This window comes from Desmonostoc vinosum, from assembly GCF_059505385.1.
In genome coordinates this window covers 29464-50599 of the sequence record NZ_JCACKM010000008.1, presented here as the reverse complement: position 1 = coordinate 50599, position 21136 = coordinate 29464, and the positions used below count along the sequence as shown (strand labels likewise).

The following is a 21136-nucleotide window of genomic DNA, read 5'->3' as shown; positions in this document are numbered from 1 at the left end:
CCCTATCTCATAAAAAGCACTATATGGTACTCATATTTGATTTGGTGAAAAAACTCCGTATACCTTAAAAATCTCTCTTCCTCTACTCCCTGCCTACGCAAATAATTTCATAAATCAAGTCAGATCCTTTAATTATGAAAACACAAAACGAGCAAGTTCCTCAAATGACAGTACAAACACAGAGCCACAACCAACAACATTCTATAGATGAAATTCAAAATTGGTTAATCTCTTACCTAGCACAAATACTAGAAGTTGCACCCGATGAGATTGATGTCAAGATTCCATTTGATGAATACGGTATGGATTCTGCATTAACAGTTGGGATGGCAGGAGATTTAGCAAATTGGCTTGGGTGTAGGTTTGAGCCAACTCTAATCTATGATTACCCTACCATCGATAGTTTGGCACGGCATGTAGCTTCGGTTTTAACTTCAGGTTGAATACTTGACTCTTGTTAAACTCAACAATCAAAAAAGAAAAATTTTTAATTGTTGAGAATTGATGATTTTAGTGTTGACTTTTATTGGCAAAAAACATGGTGGATTCTACTAAAAAATCTGAACAACAAAAACAGCCTCTCAATTTAGCAAATAATGCACAGCGAGAGAAGCATCGTAAGATAAATGACATCAATTATCGAAACAACCTAGCATCTAATTACACAGAAAAGATTCAAGAGTTAGATGATAACTTTGATTACGCTAGTAATAGCGCACATTATTGGAGTGAGCCTGGTTTATCAGTCCTTTACGGCACTCCACTTTACGAAGAAGCTTCCCCTTCACAAAAACTAGCTCTTAATCACCTGTATTGGGCTGCTGAGTATGACCATGTTGCAGCTAGTGAAGCAAGTACAGTTCAATACAACCAAGTGACAGCTGGTGTCTTTTCTCATTTTAGCGATTACGAAACACTCTGCTTATCTCTGTTCCATGAAACTGAGCAGGAACATTCACATATTCATGCTTTTCACACAATTGCCTACAAAACAAAAATTGCTTTATTAGGCAAAGCATTGCTGGGTAATAACCCTAAGAAAACCAAATCATTAGTTTCAGCACCTGTGCAACAGGTTTTCAACTTCAATTGGGCTAGCTCACCTTTTTCAGATTCACAATACAAGACTTTACGCTCCATTACCCAGATGATGCTCAAAAGTCAAACTAAAACCTATTCCTACTCTTCATATTTGCAGGATTTAGAGAACCAAGGTAAGTTTGTCCCAGCTTTTACTAAAGGTTATTTTGGTGTAGCAATCCCTCGACCTCTGCTACAGTTTTTCAATTTAAATTGGGGAAGTACGCCTTTCTTAGCCTGTCAGCATTACTTCTATCGTTACTCAGGTAATATGTATCTGAAGAATTTTGAACATGGCTATTATGACTACTTTAAAAATTTAGAAGCTAAAGGTGAATTCATTCCCACTCCAACGGCTGTTTCCTATTATCACCTCTTAGATGAATCTTTTCATACTACAACTTCCCAACTCCTAGCGAGAGATATTTACAAAGACTTTCCTAAACCAACAGCATATGAGCAATTGGTTGCGAACCTATTAGTTTATATGATGCAAACTGGCTTTGTAAATGGAATTTCTGCAGCGCTAGTAGCTGTTTTTAGACCTGATATCAATTTCATGCCATTCGTTTATAAACTATTGCGCTCTCGTGTCTTTGATATGTCTGAACAAGAAGCTATCCAATGGATGGAAAAGTGCTTTTGTCAAGAGCATGAAGGTTTTCATCAGAATTTTAAGTATCATCAACGCCTACTAAAAAATATCCGTCAGTTAACTAGCGGTATGGAATATTTGTGGCCAATTAACCGCGAAATGCGGATCATGGCTGAATCAGGTTCAATCAACAAGGCATTGGCAAGAAATACCAAGGCATTGCGAAACTTTTCTGAATCTATTGCTTGTTAAATCAGATATTTTTACCTAGATTCAAATATTCTTTATATAAGAACATTTGAATTTTTAAATTTAATAAAAGTCATATGGAATCTATAGCAATTGTAGGTATTGGTTGTCGTTTTCCAGGTGCAAATAACCCAGAAGCTTTTTGGAAACTTTTATCTAGCGGGGTAGATGCGATCGCAGAAGTCCCCTCAGAACGCTGGAATATTGATACTTTTTACGATCCCAATCCAGCAACACCAGAAAAAATGTACACTCGTCAGGGGGGATTTTTGGGACACATCGATCAATTCGATCCCAGCTTCTTCAGAATTTCACCCCGCGAAGCCAACTACCTAGACCCCCAGCAAAGACTACTTTTAGAGGTAGCCTGGGAAGCTTTAGAAAACGCTGCAATTGTTCCAGAAAACTTAGCAGATACCCACACTGGTGTTTTTATTGGCATCACCAACTTTGATTACCACAGGTTTTTATTCAAACATTTATCTAACCTAGACGCTTATAGCAGCACAGGTACTAGTCCGAGCATTACCGCCAACCGTCTATCTTATTTACTGGATCTACGTGGGCCAAGTATGGCAGTAGATACAGCTTGTTCTTCATCACTAGTGGCAGTTCACTTAGCCTGCCAGAGTTTACAAAACCGGGAGTCCAATCTCTGCTTAGTCGGAGGGGTGAACCTAATTTTATCTCCAGAGTCAACTATTATCTTCTCCCAAGCCCGAATGATAGCGCCTGACGGTCGCTGCAAAACTTTTGATGCTAGTGCTGATGGTTATGTTCGCGCAGAGGGTTGTGGTGTAATTGTTCTCAAGCGCCTCACAGATGCACTTGCAGATGGAGACCGGATACTTGCAGTCATTAGAGGCTCAGCAGTTAACCAAGATGGGCTGAGCAACGGCATTACAGCCCCCAACGGCCCGGCTCAGCAAGCAGTCATCCGCCAGGCTTTAAAAAATGCCCAAGTACAACCAGCGCAAATTAGCTATGTCGAAGCCCACGGTACAGGTACGTCTTTGGGAGATCCAATTGAGATCACATCCCTCAAAGCTGTGCTGAGTGAGGGACGTTCAACTGACCAACCTTGTTGGATAGGTTCAGTTAAAACTAATATCGGTCATTTAGAAGCCGCTGCTGGAATTGCCGGTTTAATTAAAGTGGTGCTGTCTTTGCAACACCAACAGATACCACCTAACCTGCATCTGAAGAAATTGAATCCATATATTTCTTTGGCAGGAACAGCCTTTGCCATTCCTACCGAATACCAGCCTTGGTTTAGCAGTACAGAACCACGCTTAGCAGGTGTTAGCTCATTTGGTTTCGGCGGCACTAACTCCCACGTCATTTTGGAACAAGCGCCACAAAAAAGTAGCGAGTGCATGGCAACTGGCGTTTGCAAGCAAGAAATTGCAGAACAACCGTTGCATCTTTTGACCCTATCAGCTAAGAATGAAGCGGCTTTGAAAGAACTGGGGCAACGTTATGCAGATTTCTTAGCGTCTCATGCTGATGTTTCTTTGGCAGATATTTGTTTTACAGCAAATACGGGGCGATCGCATTTTAACCATCGTTTAGCCATGGTGGTAGACTCTAGGGAGCAGTTGGTTGAGCAACTTGCAACTTTTGCAGATGGGCAAGACACGACTCAACTGATGTGCAATCAGGTAGGCAAAAAGCCCCCGAAGATAGCCTTTTTGTTTACCGGGCAAGGCTCCCAGTATATCAACATGGGACGCCAACTCTACCAGACGCAACCCATCTTCCGCAAAACACTGGAACAATGCGATGAAATCCTCCGCCCCTATCTGGAACATTCTTTGTTAGAGATTATGTACCCTGGGACTGGGGATAGGGGACTGGGGAGCCAGTCGCGTGCGGAGGCGTCCTCCGTTGAGCGAACTGGCGTGACTGGGGACTGGGTTAAGCAAGTTTCATCTTTGCTTGATCAAACTGCCTATACTCAACCTGCGCTGTTTGCTTTTGAATATGCCCTGTATCAACTATGGAAGTCTTGGGGCATTGAACCAAATGTAGTCATGGGGCATAGCGTTGGGGAATATGTAGCGGCAACTGTAGCAGGGGTTTTTAGCCTGGAAGATGGACTGAAACTCATTGTCCATCGGGGACAGTTGATGCAGCAGTTGCCAACTGGTGGCGAGATGGTTTCGCTAATGGCATCAGAAGCGCAAGTGCGACAAATCATCGCACCATTGCATGAGCGGGTGACAATCGCAGCTATTAACGGCCCTGAAAGTGTAGTCATTTCCGGAGCTAATGAAGACATTAGTAGTATTTATCACCGACTAGAAACCTTGGGGATCAAGGCAAAACGTTTGCAAGTATCTCATGCCTTTCATTCTCCTTTGATGACGCCGATGTTGGCGAAATTTGCGGCAGTAGCTCGTCAAGTTACTTATAAACAACCACGCATTTTATTAGTATCCAATGTTACCGGACAAAAAGTTGATGAGCAGATTGCCACAGCAGAATACTGGGTAAATCATGTGATACAACCAGTGCGGTTTGCTGACAGTATGCAGACATTGCGTACTCTTGGGTATCAAGTCTTTTTAGAGATTGGGCCCAAGCCAACTTTGTTGGGTATGGGGCGTCAGTGTTTGCCAGACAGCGAGGGTTTGTGGTTGCCTTCTTTGCGTTCTGGAATACCGGAATGGCAACAAATGCTCTCTAGTTTGGGTGAGTTATATGTTCAAGGAGCCAAGATTGATTGGTTGGGGTTTGAGCGAGACTATCCGCGCCAGAAAGTCGCACTACCAACCTATCCGTTTCAAAGACAGCGCTATTGGATTCAACAAGTAGAACAAACTATGAATGGAAAAAACTTAGCTGTAAATAGTAACAAACTGAACTCAAAGCTAGATGCTACTCTCACACCCAACAGACGAGAAGAAATTTTAGCCACACTGCAAACTTTAGTTGGGAATTTGCTGCAAGTCTCGCCAGCAGATGTTAACATTCATGCTCCCTTTTTAGAAATGGGTGCGGATTCGATTATTCTCGTCGATGCAGTGCGCCGCATTGAAAACACCTATAAGATCAAAGTTGCAATTCGTCAGTTATTTGAAGAGTTGACGACTATTGATACATTAGCCACGTATATAGACCAAAATTTATCTCCACAATCGGTTGAGTTAGATTCGCTCCAACCTAATTTCAAAGTACAACCACAACAGCTAGAGCAACCAACCTCTACACAATCAATTCCTGAATCGAGTTTTCATAGTACACAGGATTTTGCACACAGAGGAACAGCCGCTCCTGAGACTACCTTGGAACGAATTATGACGCAGCAGCTCCAAGTCATGTCTCAGCAATTAGAGGTTTTGCACGGCAACAGTTTGTCTGCAAAAAGTTTATCGCCATCTCAAAATAGGCAGTTGCCATCTGCTCAACCTGTAACCCCTACTGTTTATTCGCCCCAAAAAGAGCAACACAATCAAATTACTCCCAGCACAGAACCAGAGCAAACGTACCGTCAGCCATCTTCACCGCTTCCTCCCTTGCCAGTTAGACAGATTCCAGAAAGGGAAATTGACCTCCAACAAAAGCGCCATATAGAAGTACTAAGCGCCCGGTATAATCAGCGCCATCAAAAATCAAAACAGCTTGCACAAAGCTATCGTCCAGTACTAGCCGATAGCAGAGCTACAGCCGGGTTCCGTCTCTCTACTAAAGAGATACTTTATCCTATTGCGGGAGAGCAAGCACAAGGTTCCAGATTGTGGGACGTGGATGGTAATGAGTATGTAGATCTAACTATGGGGTTTGGGGTACTTCTTTTTGGTCATGAGCCACAGTTTGTAACAGAAGCTCTCGAAAAGCACTATCAAAAAGGTCTAAAAATTGGCCCACAGTCCAAATTAGCTGGAGAAGTTGCCCAGTTAATCTGCGAACTGACGGGTATGGAACGAGTGACTTTCTGTAATTCAGGTACAGAAGCAGTGATGACAGCGCTACGTCTGGCACGCTCAGCTACAGGTCGTACTAAAATTGCTTTATTTGCTGGTTCCTATCACGGTCAGTTTGATGGAATCTTAGCCACAGCAGCAAAGGGTGAGATTAAAGCTGTACCTTTAGCTTCAGGAGTATCTCAGAATTTTGTTGAAAATGTTTTAGTACTCGATTATGGAAATCCAAAATCCATTGAGATTTTGCAAGTCCATGCTCAGGAATTAGCCGCTGTATTGGTTGAGCCTGTACAAAGCCGCCGACCTGATTTACAGCCCAAAGAGTTTTTACAGCAATTGAGGCAATTGACAAAAGCATCAGGAACAGCATTGATTTTTGATGAAGTTCTTACGGGTTTTCGTATACATCCAGGTGGCGCACAGGCATGGTTTGGCATTGAAGCAGATATCGCCACTTATGGCAAGATTATTGGCGGTGGAACTCCAATAGGAGTGGTAGCTGGGAAAGCCATCTACATGAATGGTATTGATGGTGGTTTGTGGGACTATGGAGATGCTTCTTATCCACAAGCAGAAAAGATATTTTTTGCTGGAACCTTCAATAAAAATCACACAGGGATGGTTGCGGCGTTGGCAGTGCTTCAGCATCTTAAAAAACAAGGCCCCGAACTTCAGCAGCAGTTAAATCAGCGGACATCGCAGTTAGCACAGACACTTAACTCTTACTTTCAACAAGAAAATGTCCCCATCCGCGTTGTGCATTTTGGTTCGTTGTTTCGTTTTGCTTTTTCAGGAAATTTAGATTTATTTTTTTATCATTTAATTGACAAAGGTGTTTATATCTGGGAAGGACGTAACTGTTTTCTTTCTACAGCATATACCGATGCAGATATCGATTATGTAATCCAGGCAGTCAAGGAGAGTGTCAAAGAACTGCGAGAAGGTGGTTTTTTACCGTCAGGTTCAAGCAAGTTGTTTCCAATTGAGAAAACTCCTAATGGAACATCAAGCAGTTTGACAGAAAAAAAACAGCCGCAAGAATTTTGGGAACAAAATGGATCTGTGCTGCAAGAGCAGAATAATGTCTCCTATGTGAATTCGGTTGTTGCTGAAGAACTGAAAGTTGAACAAGTCTACGCACTTCCCTTAACTGAAGCCCAAAAGCAACTCTGGACATTAGCCCAGCTAGGAGAAGATGGCTCAGTTGCCTATCACGAATCTGTAACGCTGCAATTGCGAGGCCCATTGAACGCAACGGCAATGGGCAAGGCAATACAGAAACTAGTTGACCGCCACGAAGCACTGCGAACAAAAATCAGCCCCAAGGGGGATGTGCAAGAAATCCTACCTTTCTTTCAAATTGATTGTCCTGTATTGGACTTCAGTTGTGTAGAAGGCGGCCTATCTCAAGTCGCCCAGTGGTTAGACCAAGAAAGCCAAAAACCCTTTGATTTGAGCAACGGTTCTCTGTTGCGTGTGCATCTGCTCAAATTAGAACCAGAACTCCATTTATTGGCTTTGAGCGGTCATCACATCGTAGTCGATGGCTGGTCGATGGGAGTGATGCTCCGGGAATTGGGGGCTTTTTACTCAGCTGAGTCTCAAGGAACGATTTGTCAACTCAATCCCCCTAAACAATTTCGGGAATTCATCGAGTGGCAAAATCAGCATTGCCAGACGCAGGAGATGAAAATTTACCAATCCTACTGGTTAGAGAAATTGACCGCGCTCCCTGTTTTAGAATTACCCACCGATCGCATTCGCCCACCCATACAAACATATAACAGCAGTCGAGAAACTATTAAGCTTGATGTTCAAGTGACCAATAAACTCAAGCTGTTTAGTCGAGAACAGGGTTGCACCCTGCTAATGACACTGCTATCGGTTTGCATGACGTTAATTCATCGACTGACGGGACAGGACGATATTATCGTGGGGGTTCCTACATCTGGGCGATCGCTTTTAGGTAGTGAAGCTATAGTTGGTTACTGTTCCCATTTCTTGCCAATACGCAGTCAGTTAACGGGTAATCCTACGTTTGTAGAATATCTCAAACAGATGCGGGGTGTTTTATTAGAAGCTTACGAACACCAAGATTACCCCTTCGCTCAATTGCTCAATCAACTGAATCTCCAAAGGGACATCAGTCGCTCTCCCTTGGTTGACGTGAGCTTTAATTTAGAGCCATCTATTACTCTGCCACAGATGTCTCAACTGGAGACTAGCTTATTCCCTCAAGCCGTTAAATTTAAGGATCGGGATCTCCATTTAAATGTGACAGAACTAGCGGGTGAGCTATTAGTGGAATGTGATTATAATATCGGCTTATTCAATGCAGACACCATTGAGCGCTGGCTGAGTCATTTCCAAACTTTGCTGCAAGCAATTGTCACTGAGTCAAAACAACTTCTGAGGGAATTACCTCTGTTGACTGCTGAGCAACGACATCAGTTATTAGTTGAGTGGAACGATACTCAGGCGGATTATCCCCAAGATAAATGTATCCATCAGTTGTTTGAAGCGCAAGTAGAACAAACACCTAACGCCACAGCGGTAGTATTTGGGGAGCAACAACTTACCTATACTCAGTTAAACACGCAAGCGAATCAACTCGCCCATTATCTTCAAACACTTGGGGTGGGGCCAGAGGTACTGGTAGGTATTTGTGTGGAGCGATCGCTCTTAATGGTGATAGGTTTACTTGGCATTCTCAAGGCCGGTGGTGCTTATGTACCACTTGACCCAGAATATCCCCAAGATCGTTTGAGTTTCATGCTCGAAGATGCTCAAGTTTCGGTGCTGCTAACCCAACAGCGACTCCTCAGCAAACTACCCAAGTATCAAGCAAACTTTGTCTGTTTGGATACTGACGCTCAACAGATTTTCCAGTTGAGTCAGGACAATCCTACCACAGGTGTGCAAGCAACCAACTTGGCTTACGTAATTTATACCTCTGGTTCTACCGGAAAGCCTAAAGGTGTAGCGATGAATCAGCTTGCTCTTTGCAATCTGATACTGTGGCAACTGCAAAATATGACAACTTGTAATGATGCTAAAACTCTGCAATATGCTCCTGTCAGCTTTGATGTTTCCTTCCAAGAAATATTCTTTACCTGGTGTTCTGGAGGTACGTTGTTGTTGATTGGGGAGGAATTGCGCCGCGATACTTTGGCTTTGTTAGGTTTTATCGAAGAAAAAGCTGTTGAGAGACTGTTTGTTCCCTTTGTTGCTTTACAACAGCTAGCTGAAGTAGCTATTAGTAGCGGATTAGTTACTAGTCATCTACGAGAAATCATTACTGCTGGCGAACAGTTGCGAATTACTCCAGCCATTTTTCAATGGTTAAGCAAACTAACTGATTGTACTTTGCACAATCATTATGGGCCATCGGAGAGCCATGTAGTCACCACTTTTACTCTGACTAATTCAATAGACACTTGGCCACTACTGCCTCCAATTGGGCGACCACTCGTCAACACGCAAATTTATATCTTAGATAAGTATTTACAACCAGTGCCTGTGGGTGTGCCAGGAGAGTTACACATCGGTGGTTTGGGGTTGGCGAGAGGCTACCTCAACCGTCTGGAATTGACACAAGAAAAATTTATCTCCAATCCTTTTAGTACTAATCCACATTCCCGGCTTTATAAAACTGGGGATTTAGCACGCTACTTGAATGATAGTAATATCGAATACCTTGGACGTGTCGATAATCAAGTTAAAATTCGGGGCTTTCGCATTGAGTTAGGCGAGGTTGAAGCAATACTGAGCCAATATCCTGATGTGCAAGCATCTTGTGTCATCGCCCGCGAAGATAATCCAGATGATAAGTGCTTAATCGCTTATGTAGTGCCACATCAACATTTAACACTCACGATTAGCAAATTGCGTCAGTTCCTCTTGAGTAAACTGCCTCTTTACATGATCCCAAATGCTTTTGTGATCTTGGAAACGTTGCCATTAACTCCTAACGGCAAGATAGACCGCCGCGCCTTACCATCACCAAACCCAGAACTTAGCCGTTCGATCAGTTATGTTGCACCACGTAATTCCACTGAGAAAGCGATCGCAGATATTTTTACACAAGTTCTGCGAGTTGAACGAGTCGGCATTTATGACAACTTCTTTGAAATAGGTGGCAATTCCCTCAAAGCCACTCAAATCATTTCTCGGTTGCGAGAAACATTATCTCTAGAGTTTCCCCTGCGCCGACTGCTAGAACAACCTACAGTAGCTGACTTGGCTCTTGGTTTAGAAGAGATTCGCTCAACAATGCAAAAGCTACAAGCCTCTGTTAGTGACTCATTAGATAACCGAGAGGAAATAGAATTATGAAAACAATTGAAACGTTTTTGTTTGATCTAGCAAATCTTGATATTAAGCTTTGGGTAGAAGGCGATCGCCTCCGCTGTAATGCTCCTCAAGGAATAGTAACATCAGATATTCGTACCGAACTGCAAAATCGCAAAGCAGAAATTATTACTTTTCTCGAACAGGTTAATCCAGATGCTGATTCTGCTGCCAAGCCAATTGTTCCAGTTTCCCGAAATATAGATCTCCCGTTATCATTTGCCCAACAACGACTCTGGTTTCTTTACCAATTGGAAGGTGTAAGCGCCACTTACAATATGACAGGAGCGTTTGAATTGAGTGGTTCTCTAAATGTAGATGCCCTCAAACAAGCAGTAGGGGAAATCTTACAGCGCCACGAAGCCCTGCGTACAAGTTTCCAAGAGGTCGATGGTATTCCAGTACAAGTAATTGACCCAAACCCCACCTTGGATTTACCAATAGTGGACTTGCAACAAGTCAATCAACCAGAAGCAGAAACCGAAAGGTTAGCTCGCCTAGAAGCACAAACACCCTTTGACCTATCTCAAAGTCCCTTACTGCGGGTAAGTTTATTCAAGTTACACCCACAAAAGCATGTGCTGCTAATAAACATGCACCACATCACCTCTGATGGCTGGTCAGTAGGGGTCTTCATCCGCGAATTGTCCATGCTGTATGCAGCCTTGTGTATGGGAGAGCAACCACACTTACCCCAATTACCCATTCAGTATGCGGACTTTGCGGTTTGGCAGAGGCAGTGGTTGAGTGGGCATGTGTTAGCAGCCCAACTAGACTACTGGAAGCAACAATTAGCGGGAGCGCCACCTTTACTAGAACTCCCCACAGACCGCCCTCGCCCAGCGATACAGACTTTTCGAGGTGGAGTTGAGCGACTTCAACTAGACAGCAAGCTAACTTCTCTGCTGAGACAACTCAGCCAAGAGTCAGGAAGCACTCTATTTATGACGCTGCTGACGGGTTTTGTGGTGTTAATGTCTCGCTACAGCCGACAAACGGATCTGGTTGTTGGCTCGCCAATAGCGAATCGCAACCGCAAAGAGATAGAAGGGTTAATCGGCTTTTTTGTCAATACTTTGGCACTGAGATTTAATTTATCCCAACAACTGAGTTTTGCAGACTTATTAAAGCAGGTGCGACGGGTGACTCAAGATGCCTATGACCATCAGGATTTGCCCTTCGAGATGTTAGTTGAGCAGTTGCAATTGGAGCGGAACCTAGATCGTAACCCATTGGTGCAGGTAGTGTTTGCCCTGCAAAATGCTCCCTCTTCCTCTTGGGATCTACCTGGTTTAAAGGTTGAGGATATGCCTTGGGAACTAAACACAGTTCGAGTTGACCTAGAAGTCCACTTGTGGGAAGTAGCGCCAGGTCTTGAAGGTTTTTGCTGCTACAACAGCGATTTATTTGATGCGGCAACTATTGTCCGGCTGATGAAACATTTTGTGAATTTGTTAGAAGCAATTGTTGCAAACCCACAACAACCAGTAACGTTACTGCCGTTACTCAGCCAGCAAGAACGCCATCAAATGTTGATAGAGTGGAACGATACTCAAGCAGATTATCCACAAGACAAGTGTATTCATCAGTTGTTTGAGGAGCAGGTAGCGCGTACCCCAGATGCAGTGGCAGTTGTGTTCAAAAACGAACAACTCACCTACCACCAATTGAATTGTCGTGCTAACCAGTTGGCGCATTACTTGCAGTCATTGGGTGTAGGAGCCGATGTACTAGTAGGCTTGTGTGTAGAGCGCTCCTTGGAGATGCTCATAGGACTATTGGCAATTCTCAAAGCAGGTGGTGCTTACGTGCCCCTTGACAGTGAGTATCCCACTGAGCGCCTCAGCTGGATGCTAGAAGACACGGATATCTCACTGCTGCTCACCCAACAGCACTTAGTTGATAAACTACCGCCAAATCAAGCACAAAGAATCTTTTTAGATGAAGTTTGGTCACAAATCGACCAAAACAACCAACATAACCCAACTAGTGGAGTTAGAGCTTCTCATCTGGCAAATGTGATTTACACCAGTGGTTCTACAGGTAAGCCCAAGGGGGTGATGGTTGAACATCAAGGATTGTGCAACCTCGCTCAAGCTCAAATTCAAACTTTTGGTGTAGATTCCTCCAGTCGCGTTCTCCAGTTTGCTTCCTTGAGTTTTGATGCCTGCATATCAGAAATCTTGATGAGTTTGGGAGCAGGGGCAAGACTATACCTGGGAACAAAAAACTCAATCATGCCAGGTGTGCCGTTAATTGAGCGATTACGCTCCGATGACATTACCCATATCACCCTACCACCATCAGCACTGGCAGTCCTTCATTTGGCAGAACCAAGAGTGCTGCAAACAATCATTGTCGCTGGTGAAGCTTGTTCTATTGAACTGATAAAGAAATGGTCTGCTGAGAGAAACTTCTTCAACGCCTACGGCCCAACAGAAGCCTCCGTCTGCGCCACAATCGCAAAATGCATTTCACAAGACGAGAAAGTAACCATTGGTCGTCCTATTGCCAACACGCAAATTTATATCTTAGATAAGCATTTACAACCAGTGCCTGTAGGTGTGCCGGGAGAGTTGCACATCGGTGGTGTGGGATTGGCAAGAGGCTATCTCAACCGTCTGGAACTAACTCAAGAAAAATTCATTCCTCACCCCTTTGGTTGTGGTCGCCTCTACAAAACCGGGGATTTAGCATGTTATTTAAGCGATGGTAATATCGAATACCTGGGACGTATCGACAATCAAGTTAAGATTCGCGGCTTCCGCATCGAATTGAGTGAAATTGAAGCAGTACTGAGTCAACATCCCTTGGTACAGGAAAGTGTCGTTGTCGCAAGAGTTGATCACACTGGTGACAAACAACTGGTAGCTTACTTAGTACCCGCTCTCAAAAACAAAGTATTACCCCAGCAGTTGGTTCAATGGCAAACTGAGTACGTTAGTGACTGGCAAATGCTCTATGAGCAAGCATACGGTCAATCTCAAGCATCCTCAGATGACGTAACATTCAATATTACTGGTTGGAACAGTAGCTACACCAAGCAACCAATCCCAGCAGGTGAAATGCACGAATGGGTTGAGAATACAGTCAGCCGAATTCTGTCTGCTTCACCGCAACGAGTCTTAGAAATTGGTTGTGGCACGGGGTTATTATTATCTCGCATTGCTCCCAACTGCATTGAGTATTGGGGATGTGATTATTCTATTGCTGCCTTAGAGCATGTTGAGCAGGTATGTCAAACATTGGCTTTAAACAATGTGCGGCTACTGCACACAATGGCGGATAACTTTGCAGATATTCCTGCTAGAGAGTTCGATACTGTAGTTGTCAACTCAGTAGTGCAATATTTCCCCAGTGTGGAGTACTTGTTGCAGGTACTAGAGGGAGCAGTGGCAGCAATTGGTACTGTGGGTACTTTATTTGTGGGAGATGTTCGCAGCTTGCCTCTGTTAGAACCATTCCATGCCGCAGTGCAGTTGTCTCAAACTGCTGAGTCTACAAATATTGAGCAATGGCAGCGAATGGTACACCAAAGCGTCGCTGCTGAAGAGGAATTAGTCATCGACCCCAGGTTTTTCATCGCTCTCCAGCAACGTTTGCCTCAAATTACTGGGGTGGAGATTGTGCCCAAACGTGGTTATGCTCAAAATGAGCTAACCCAATTTCGTTATGATGTCACCCTGCATGTGGGTGGTGATGTCGCTTCAAGGATAGTTCCTTGGTTAAATTGGCAACTAGACAAGCTTTCATTGACACAGATTTCAAATCAACTGCAACAACAACCCCAGGTGTTGGCAATTAGGGGTGTACCGAATCAACGGGTGCAGCAAGCATTACAGGTTTGGCAATGGTTGGAAAATCCCCCAGTTGTGGAAACGGTGGGGCAACTGCGGCAACTGCTCGCACAACAGCCAACTGTTGGGATTAATCCCGAAGAGTTTTACCAACTCGGGCAGCAATTCGGCTACACTGTCCACACCAGTTGGTGGGAGAGTAGCCAGGATGGTTCCTATGATCTGGTGTTCTGCCGCAACGGTTTGATGCAAACATCTGAGGTACACAAGGTATTAGCGTTCTGGGATATTCAAACCGTCACTCACTCACCCTGGACTGACTACACTAACAATCCCCTACATGCCAAGTTAGTTCAGAAGCTAGTGCCCTTGGTGCGTTCCTTGATTCAACAAAAGCTACCCAATTACATGGTGCCAAGTGCTTTTGTTCTCCTCAAGGCTCTGCCGTTGACACCCAATGGTAAAGTTGATCGTCGCGCTCTGCCTTCACCTGATACAGCTAATAGAAATCTTTCTACTGGCTTTGTTTCACCTCGCACACCAATTGAAGCTCAAATCGCTCAAATCTGGAGTGAAGTTCTGGGAGTTGAACGCATTGGTGTTAAGGACAACTTCTTTGAACTTGGGGGGCATTCCCTGCTCGCTACTCAAGTGGTATCACGAATCAACTCAGCTTTTGGACTTGATTTATCTGTACAGATGATGTTTGAGTCTTCCACAGTTGCTGGAATAGCATCTTATGTCCAGGCAGTGGATTGGGCAGCAAAAGAAGATTTACTAGTTACACAAATGAGTGGCGAGTTAGTGGAGTTTTGATAATGACTAACAGCATTGTTGAATTTGTATGTCACTTGAGTGACTTGAGTATTAACCTGGAGGCTGATGGCGATCGCCTGCGCTGTCATGCACCGGAAGGGGTGTTAACTCCAACGCTGCGCCAGGAAATAGCCGGACGTAAAACAGAAATTATGCTGTTTTTGCAGCAGGCAAAGCAGCTTAAAGCTGCTCATCAGTTGCCCATTCAAAGAGTGCCACGGAACAATAACCTGCCTTTGTCTTTTGCTCAACAGCGGCTCTGGTTTCTGCACCAACTCTCACCCGAAAGTCATTCTTACAATATGCTGGCGGCTCTGCGGCTAGAGGGGTTACTGAATATAGTTGCATTGGAGCAGAGCCTGAATGAACTCATTCGCCGTCACGAGGTCTTAAGAACTACTTTTCTCACGGTAGACGGAAAACCTGTTCAAGTGATTGCCCCTCCTAGCTTTAAAGAGCAGGGGGAGAAAAATATTTTCATGCATGGTGATGAAATTGGCTTCACTTTGCCAGTTTATAACTTGCAAGGGTTATCAGCCGAGGAGCAAACTGACCAAATTCGACAAATAGCGAAGTCTCTTGCTTCCCAATCCTGCGATTTGGCTGTTGGGCCATTAGTACAATTCACCCTGCTGCAACTGAGTAACCAAGAGTGTGTATTGCTGTTGAAGATGCACCACATTATCTACGATGGCTGGTCTTTGAACATCTTCAACCGTGAATTGTCTCAGCTATATGTAGCTTTTACTCAAGGATTACCCAACCCGCTACCGGAATTACCTATCCAGTATGCTGACTTTGCTGTTTGGCAACGCCAATGGCTAACTGGTGAAGTTCTAGAAAGGCAACTCAACTACTGGCAGCAACAGTTAGCAGGTGTCCCTTTGGTGCTAGAATTGCCAGGCGATCGCCCACGTCCCCCAGTTCAGAGCTTCCGGGGTGGAGTTGAGTGTTTTCAACTTGATCGCAACCTGACACAACGTCTCAAGCAGCTGAGTCAAGAGTCAGACACAACCTTGTTTATGACTCTACTGGCAGCTTTTTTGGTGTTAATCTCTCGTTATAGCGGTCAGTCAAATGTTGTTGTTGGCTCCCCTATCGCCAACCGCAACAGTTCCCAAGTTGAGCAGCTAATGGGATTTTTTGCGAATACCCTGGCATTAAGGGGCGACCTTTCTGGCAACCCCACCTTTGCTGAATTCTTAGCGCAAGTGCGACAAACAACCTTGTCAGCCTACGCTCACCAAGACTTACCCTTTGAGATGTTGGTGGAAAAGTTACAGCCAGAGCGAGATTTGAGCCGTAATCCCTTGGTACAGGTGATGTTTGCTCTCCAGAATGCCCCACAGGCTTCTTGGAATTTACCAGGTTTAACTATTCACGATCTGCCCTTGCCACTTGATGAAACAGTCAGGTTTGACTTGGAAGTAAACTGCCAGGAAGTTATGGGAGTTCTGGAAGGTATTTGGAGTTACAGCACTGATTTATTTGATGCCACCACAATTACTCGCATAGCCCAACATTTTCAAACTTTACTTCAGGCAATTGTCGCAAATCCCAAAGCACGAATTTCCGAATTCCCTCTGTTAACTCCAGCAGAGCAACAACAGTTATTAGTTGAGTGGAACAACACTACAAAAGCATATCCCCAATATCAGTGTATTCATCAGTTGTTTGAGTCACAGGCACAGCGTACTCCCGATGCAATAGCTGTAATATTTGCAGGGCAAAAGCTAACCTACCGACAGTTGAATGAGCAAGCAAATCAACTAGCACACTACTTGCAAAGTCTGGGAGTCACAGCAGAGGTAATGGTGGGACTCTGTGTGGAACGCTCTTTAGAGATGGTTGTGGGTCTGCTTGGCATACTTAAGGCTGGTGGTGTTTATGTTCCCATAGATCCAGCTTATCCCAAAGAACGCATTGCTCATATATTGTCAGATTCACACCTGCCAATTCTATTGACTCAGCAAAAATTAGTTACCTCTCTACCAAACCATCAAGGACAAGTAGTTTGCTTAGACACTATTGGGGTAGAAATCTCTGCTGCAAGTGAATTTCTGCCCACCAATTCTCTAACACCAGAAAACTTGGCTTATGTAATTTATACCTCCGGCTCAACTGGAAAGCCCAAGGGAGTTGCGATCGCTCACCGAGGTTTGTGTAATCTAGCAACAGCACAAATCAGGCTATTTGGCGTGCAACAAGATAGCTGCGTTCTCCAATTTGCTTCTTTGAGCTTCGATGCTTCAATCTCGGAGATTTTCATGGCTATTTGTGCGGGGGCCAAGCTGTATCTAGGAAGCCCAGAGGAATTGCAACCGGGGCCTGCTTTGCTGGGGTTATTGCAACAGCAGAGGATTACCCACGTTACCCTTGTGCCGTCAGCACTCGCTGCTTTGCCTGTTGATGAGTTGCCAGCTTTGCAAACTCTCATCGTTGCAGGTGAAGCATGTCCAGCCAATTTAGTAGACAAATGGTCTGGTGGGCGACGTTTCTTCAATGCTTACGGCCCTACTGAATCCACCGTCTGTGCTACGGTTGCACAATGTCAGCAAGGGAAGCAAGCACCACCAATTGGTCGTCCAATTGACAATACCCAAATTTATATTCTAGATTCCGATCTTCAACCAGTTCCTATCGGCGTTCCAGGAGAACTGTACATTGCTGGTGTCGGTTTGGCGCGAGGCTATCTCAACCGCCCCGATCTAACTAATGAAAAATTTATCCCCAACCCCTTCCAAAGAAGCAGGGGAGCAGCACTTCGACTACGCTCAGTGACCGGGAGCAGGGGGAGAATAGAAAACCAATTTGCTAATTGCGAACTTTTATATAAAACTGGGGATTTGGCACGTTATTTACCAGATGGAAACATAGAATACCTGGGACGCATCGATAACCAAGTAAAAATCCGGGGCTTCCGGATCGAGTTAGGCGAAGTTGAAGCAGTACTCAGTCAACACCCAGCAGTACGAGAAACTGTGGTTGTGGTGCAAGAAGATATTCCTGAGCGCAAATACTTGGCGGCCTACATCGTTTTCAACCAAAACTTAGCAACTACTAACAGTGAGCTACGCGGTTTTCTTAAAGAAAAACTGCCCAATTACATGATCCCAGGAGTATTTGTGATCTTGGATGCCCTGCCATTGACACCCAATGGCAAAGTAGATCGTCGCTCCCTATCAACACCTCAAACAGCTCATCAGGAACTGACAGCAACTAAAGTAGCACCCCGCACTTGGATTGAAAAAACACTAGCCCAAATCTGGTGTGAAGTTCTTCACCGAGAGCTTGTTAGCATCCACGACAACTTCTTTGAGCTAGGAGGGGATTCTATTGTTAGCATTCAGATTATTTCTAAAGCTAATCAAGCAGGACTGCAACTCAATCCCAAACAGATATTTGAACATCAAACAATCGCAGAATTGGCAAGTGTCGCTCGTGCTGCTGTAACTGTCCAGGCAGAACAAGGTCAAGTAACTGGGTTATTACCTCTAACACCCATACAGCACTGGTTTTTTACACAGAATTTACCAGCATTTCATCATTTCAATCAAGCTTTTCTACTGGAAGTACCACAAGTTTTTGATCCTATCCTGTTGTCGCAAGTGGTACAGCAATTGTTGGTACATCACGATGCACTGCGCTTACGCTTTGTCCAGTCTGGTGAATATTGGCAACAAGTTAACACAGAGAGCGATGATATCATTCCTTTTTCCCAGATAGATTTATCAACAATACCAGACGCAGGGCAAAAAGCAACCATTGAAACTGCTGCTGCTGAACTACAAGCTAGCTTCAACCTCTCTTCTGGGCCATTGGTGCAAGTAGCCTTTTTTGCTCTCGGTAATGACAAACCCAGCCGTTTACTAATAGTTATTCACCATTTAGCAGTGGATGGTGTTTCATGGCGGATTTTGTTGGAGGATTTGTTTTCGGGTTATCAACAGCTTAGTCATGGTAAAGAGATTCAGTTTTCTCCTAAGACGACATCTTTTAAAGACTGGGCTTTGAGACTGAGGGAGTATGCACAGTCAAACACTCTCAAATCAGAGCTTGCATATTGGGAGGCACAATTACCTCAGCAGGTTTTGAGCATACCAGTAGACTATGCTTGTGAGACTAACACTGTAGCATCTGCCCGCACGGTGTCGGTATCGCTGAATATTGAAGAAACCCGTGCTTTATTGCAAGAGGTTCCCAAAGCTTATCAAACTCAAATTAACGATGTCCTGCTGACAGTTCTGGTGCAGGTTTTAGGTAAGTGGAGTGGTGATAATTCTCTGCTGCTTGATCTTGAAGGTCATGGGCGAGAAGATATCTTTGACGATGTAGACTTATCTCGTACAGTTGGTTGGTTTACAACAATCTTTCCCGTGCTTTTAACACTTAAAGCAACTGACAATTTAGGAGATAGCTTAAGGTCTATTAAAGAACAACTCCGCACTGTACCCAATCGGGGTATTGGCTACGGTTTGCTGCGCTATTTGAGTAGAGATGCAGAAATTACTTCTAAACTCCTAGCACTTGCCAAAGCTGAAGTCAGTTTCAATTACCTGGGGCAATTTGATTGGGGAATGCGAGAAGCTTCTATATTTAAAATAGCCCCCGAATCAATCGGTTCAGGACACAGCCTGCTTGGATATCGTAGTTATTTATTAGCTATTAATTCAATTGTATTAGAAGGGCAGTTACAGGTAGATTGGACTTACAGCGAAAATGTTCACCAACTTGCGACAATTGAAAGTCTAGCTCAAGATTTCGTTGAAGCATTGCGATCACTAATTGCTCATTGTCTAACTGTCGTTCCGGAAAACTATACATTTGATGAATCTAATAATCAGGTAATTGACGACCTTGCTCAACAATTAAATACTTACCAAAGTGAGGAAAATAAGCTTCCTCTACCTCTACATTTATTAGAACTTCCAGAGGAAATCTCTGAATTCCTACCTGAAGATACTGAATCAGTATACCCTCTTGCCAAAATGCAGGAGTTTATGTTGCATCATTACTCAAACACACGTCAAAAAACGGGAGTTTATCATTGCCAGCAATCATACGATTTTGAGGATAATACTCTTTCGTTAAATGCTTTTCAAAAGGCATTAGAGTTGTTAGTGCAAAAACATCCAACTTTCAGAACTGTATTTATTATTCTGAGTGGAAAACCAGTTGCTCAAGTGGTAAAAAATAGCCTGAATTTTTCAATCACTCAAGAAGATATTAGCCACATTAAATCGAATGAGCAAGAAAGTTATATTGATACAGTGATGAAGTGGGATCAGCAAAACTTATTCCAGATTCTCAATCCTAATCAGCCACTTTTTCGATTCTGGATTTTTCAAAAAGCCGAAAATAGATTTGAATTTTTGATGTCAATTCATCATGCAATTATAGATGGCTGGAGCAATATTGAATTTATAAACGAACTATACGAGTTATATTCTGCTTTGAAAAAAGGAGAAGAAATAACAATAGCTACCTCTGATATTGTGTATAAGGAGTTTGTGGCATTAGAGAAAGAAATTATTGAGTCAAAGAATGCAGTAAATTTCTGGAAGCATCAACTAAAAAATCATATATATAGACCATTGAACCCGTTAACAACTCCAGTGGAAGAAATAGAAGCTGTTACTGAAAAATACGATTTTAGCTCGGAAATAGTTGCTAATTTACGTCAATTATGTGGGAGATTGAGAGTTTCGCCAAAAGCAATTTTTTTGAGTACCTACCTTGACATAATTAAAACTGAAATTCAAGAAAACACGGTTACTGTAGGAATCGTTTCCAATGGTAGAACAGAACGACTATCTGAACCGTTCAGAACTTTAGGCTTGTTCTGGAATATGGTTCCGTTTTCTCAACCAACTATTGAAGATAAAAGCTTACAAATAAAAAATGTGCATCAATCTTTAATTAATATGGAACCCTATGTTAGGTATCCACTACTCCAAATTTTGTCAGATCAAGAAAAAACAGAGTTATTTTTTGCTACATTCAATTTTGTACAGTTTCGTAATTCCAAAAATATTCTGGCTCATGCTGGCTTGAATGTAAATGGGATAAAATCTCACGATCAGTTCAATTTTCCTTTAAACTATACTGTATCAATGGATTTTTCTGTAGGGAATATAAGTATAGCTGTGAAGTACGATAAGATGTATTTTAGTTACAAAGATATTTGCTCAATGCTGAATAAGTATATTGAATTATTAAAACATACACTTCATCCAGAAGCAGATGTTTAGGAAAAGAAAATACAAACTTGAATTTGAGTAAATCAAGTGTTTAAAATAAATACAATCCTTTCTAAATCATCA

5 protein-coding genes are annotated in these 21136 nt (G+C 43.4%); all 5 read left to right on the top strand.

Annotation, left to right across the window (positions count from 1 at the left end; translation table 11 throughout):
• The first annotated feature begins 134 nt into the window (after positions 1-134).
• Complete coding sequence (locus AC5JMF_RS00945) at positions 135-443, top strand: acyl carrier protein (RefSeq protein ID WP_495793845.1); 309 nt, start codon at positions 135-137, stop codon at positions 441-443.
• Between the two features lie 95 nt (positions 444-538).
• Positions 539-1927, top strand: a complete 1389-nt coding sequence (locus tag AC5JMF_RS00940; RefSeq protein ID WP_495793844.1) for a hypothetical protein — start codon at positions 539-541, stop codon at positions 1925-1927.
• A gap of 74 nt (positions 1928-2001) precedes the next feature.
• Positions 2002-10185, top strand: a complete 8184-nt coding sequence (locus AC5JMF_RS00935) for an amino acid adenylation domain-containing protein (RefSeq protein ID WP_495793843.1) — start codon at positions 2002-2004, stop codon at positions 10183-10185.
• Positions 10182-14813, top strand: a complete 4632-nt coding sequence (locus AC5JMF_RS00930; RefSeq protein ID WP_495793842.1) for an amino acid adenylation domain-containing protein — start codon at positions 10182-10184, stop codon at positions 14811-14813. Before AC5JMF_RS00935 ends, AC5JMF_RS00930 begins: the two co-directional genes overlap by 4 nt.
• Positions 14814-14815: 2 nt before the next feature.
• The gene (locus AC5JMF_RS00925; RefSeq protein ID WP_495793841.1) at positions 14816-21064 is read left to right on the top strand and encodes an amino acid adenylation domain-containing protein; all 6249 of its coding nucleotides are present in this window, start codon (positions 14816-14818) and stop codon (positions 21062-21064) included.
• The last annotated feature ends 72 nt before the right edge of the window (positions 21065-21136 follow it).

What these genes read in the sequence shown, in the direction of transcription:
- AC5JMF_RS00945 (WP_495793845.1), top strand. Translation starts at nt 135, where the DNA reads ATGAAAACACAAAACGAGCAAGTTCCTCAAATGACAGTACAAACACAG.
- AC5JMF_RS00940 (WP_495793844.1), top strand. Translation starts at nt 539, where the DNA reads ATGGTGGATTCTACTAAAAAATCTGAACAACAAAAACAGCCTCTCAAT.
- AC5JMF_RS00935 (WP_495793843.1), top strand. Translation starts at nt 2,002, where the DNA reads ATGGAATCTATAGCAATTGTAGGTATTGGTTGTCGTTTTCCAGGTGCA.
- AC5JMF_RS00930 (WP_495793842.1), top strand. Translation starts at nt 10,182, where the DNA reads ATGAAAACAATTGAAACGTTTTTGTTTGATCTAGCAAATCTTGATATT.
- AC5JMF_RS00925 (WP_495793841.1), top strand. Translation starts at nt 14,816, where the DNA reads ATGACTAACAGCATTGTTGAATTTGTATGTCACTTGAGTGACTTGAGT.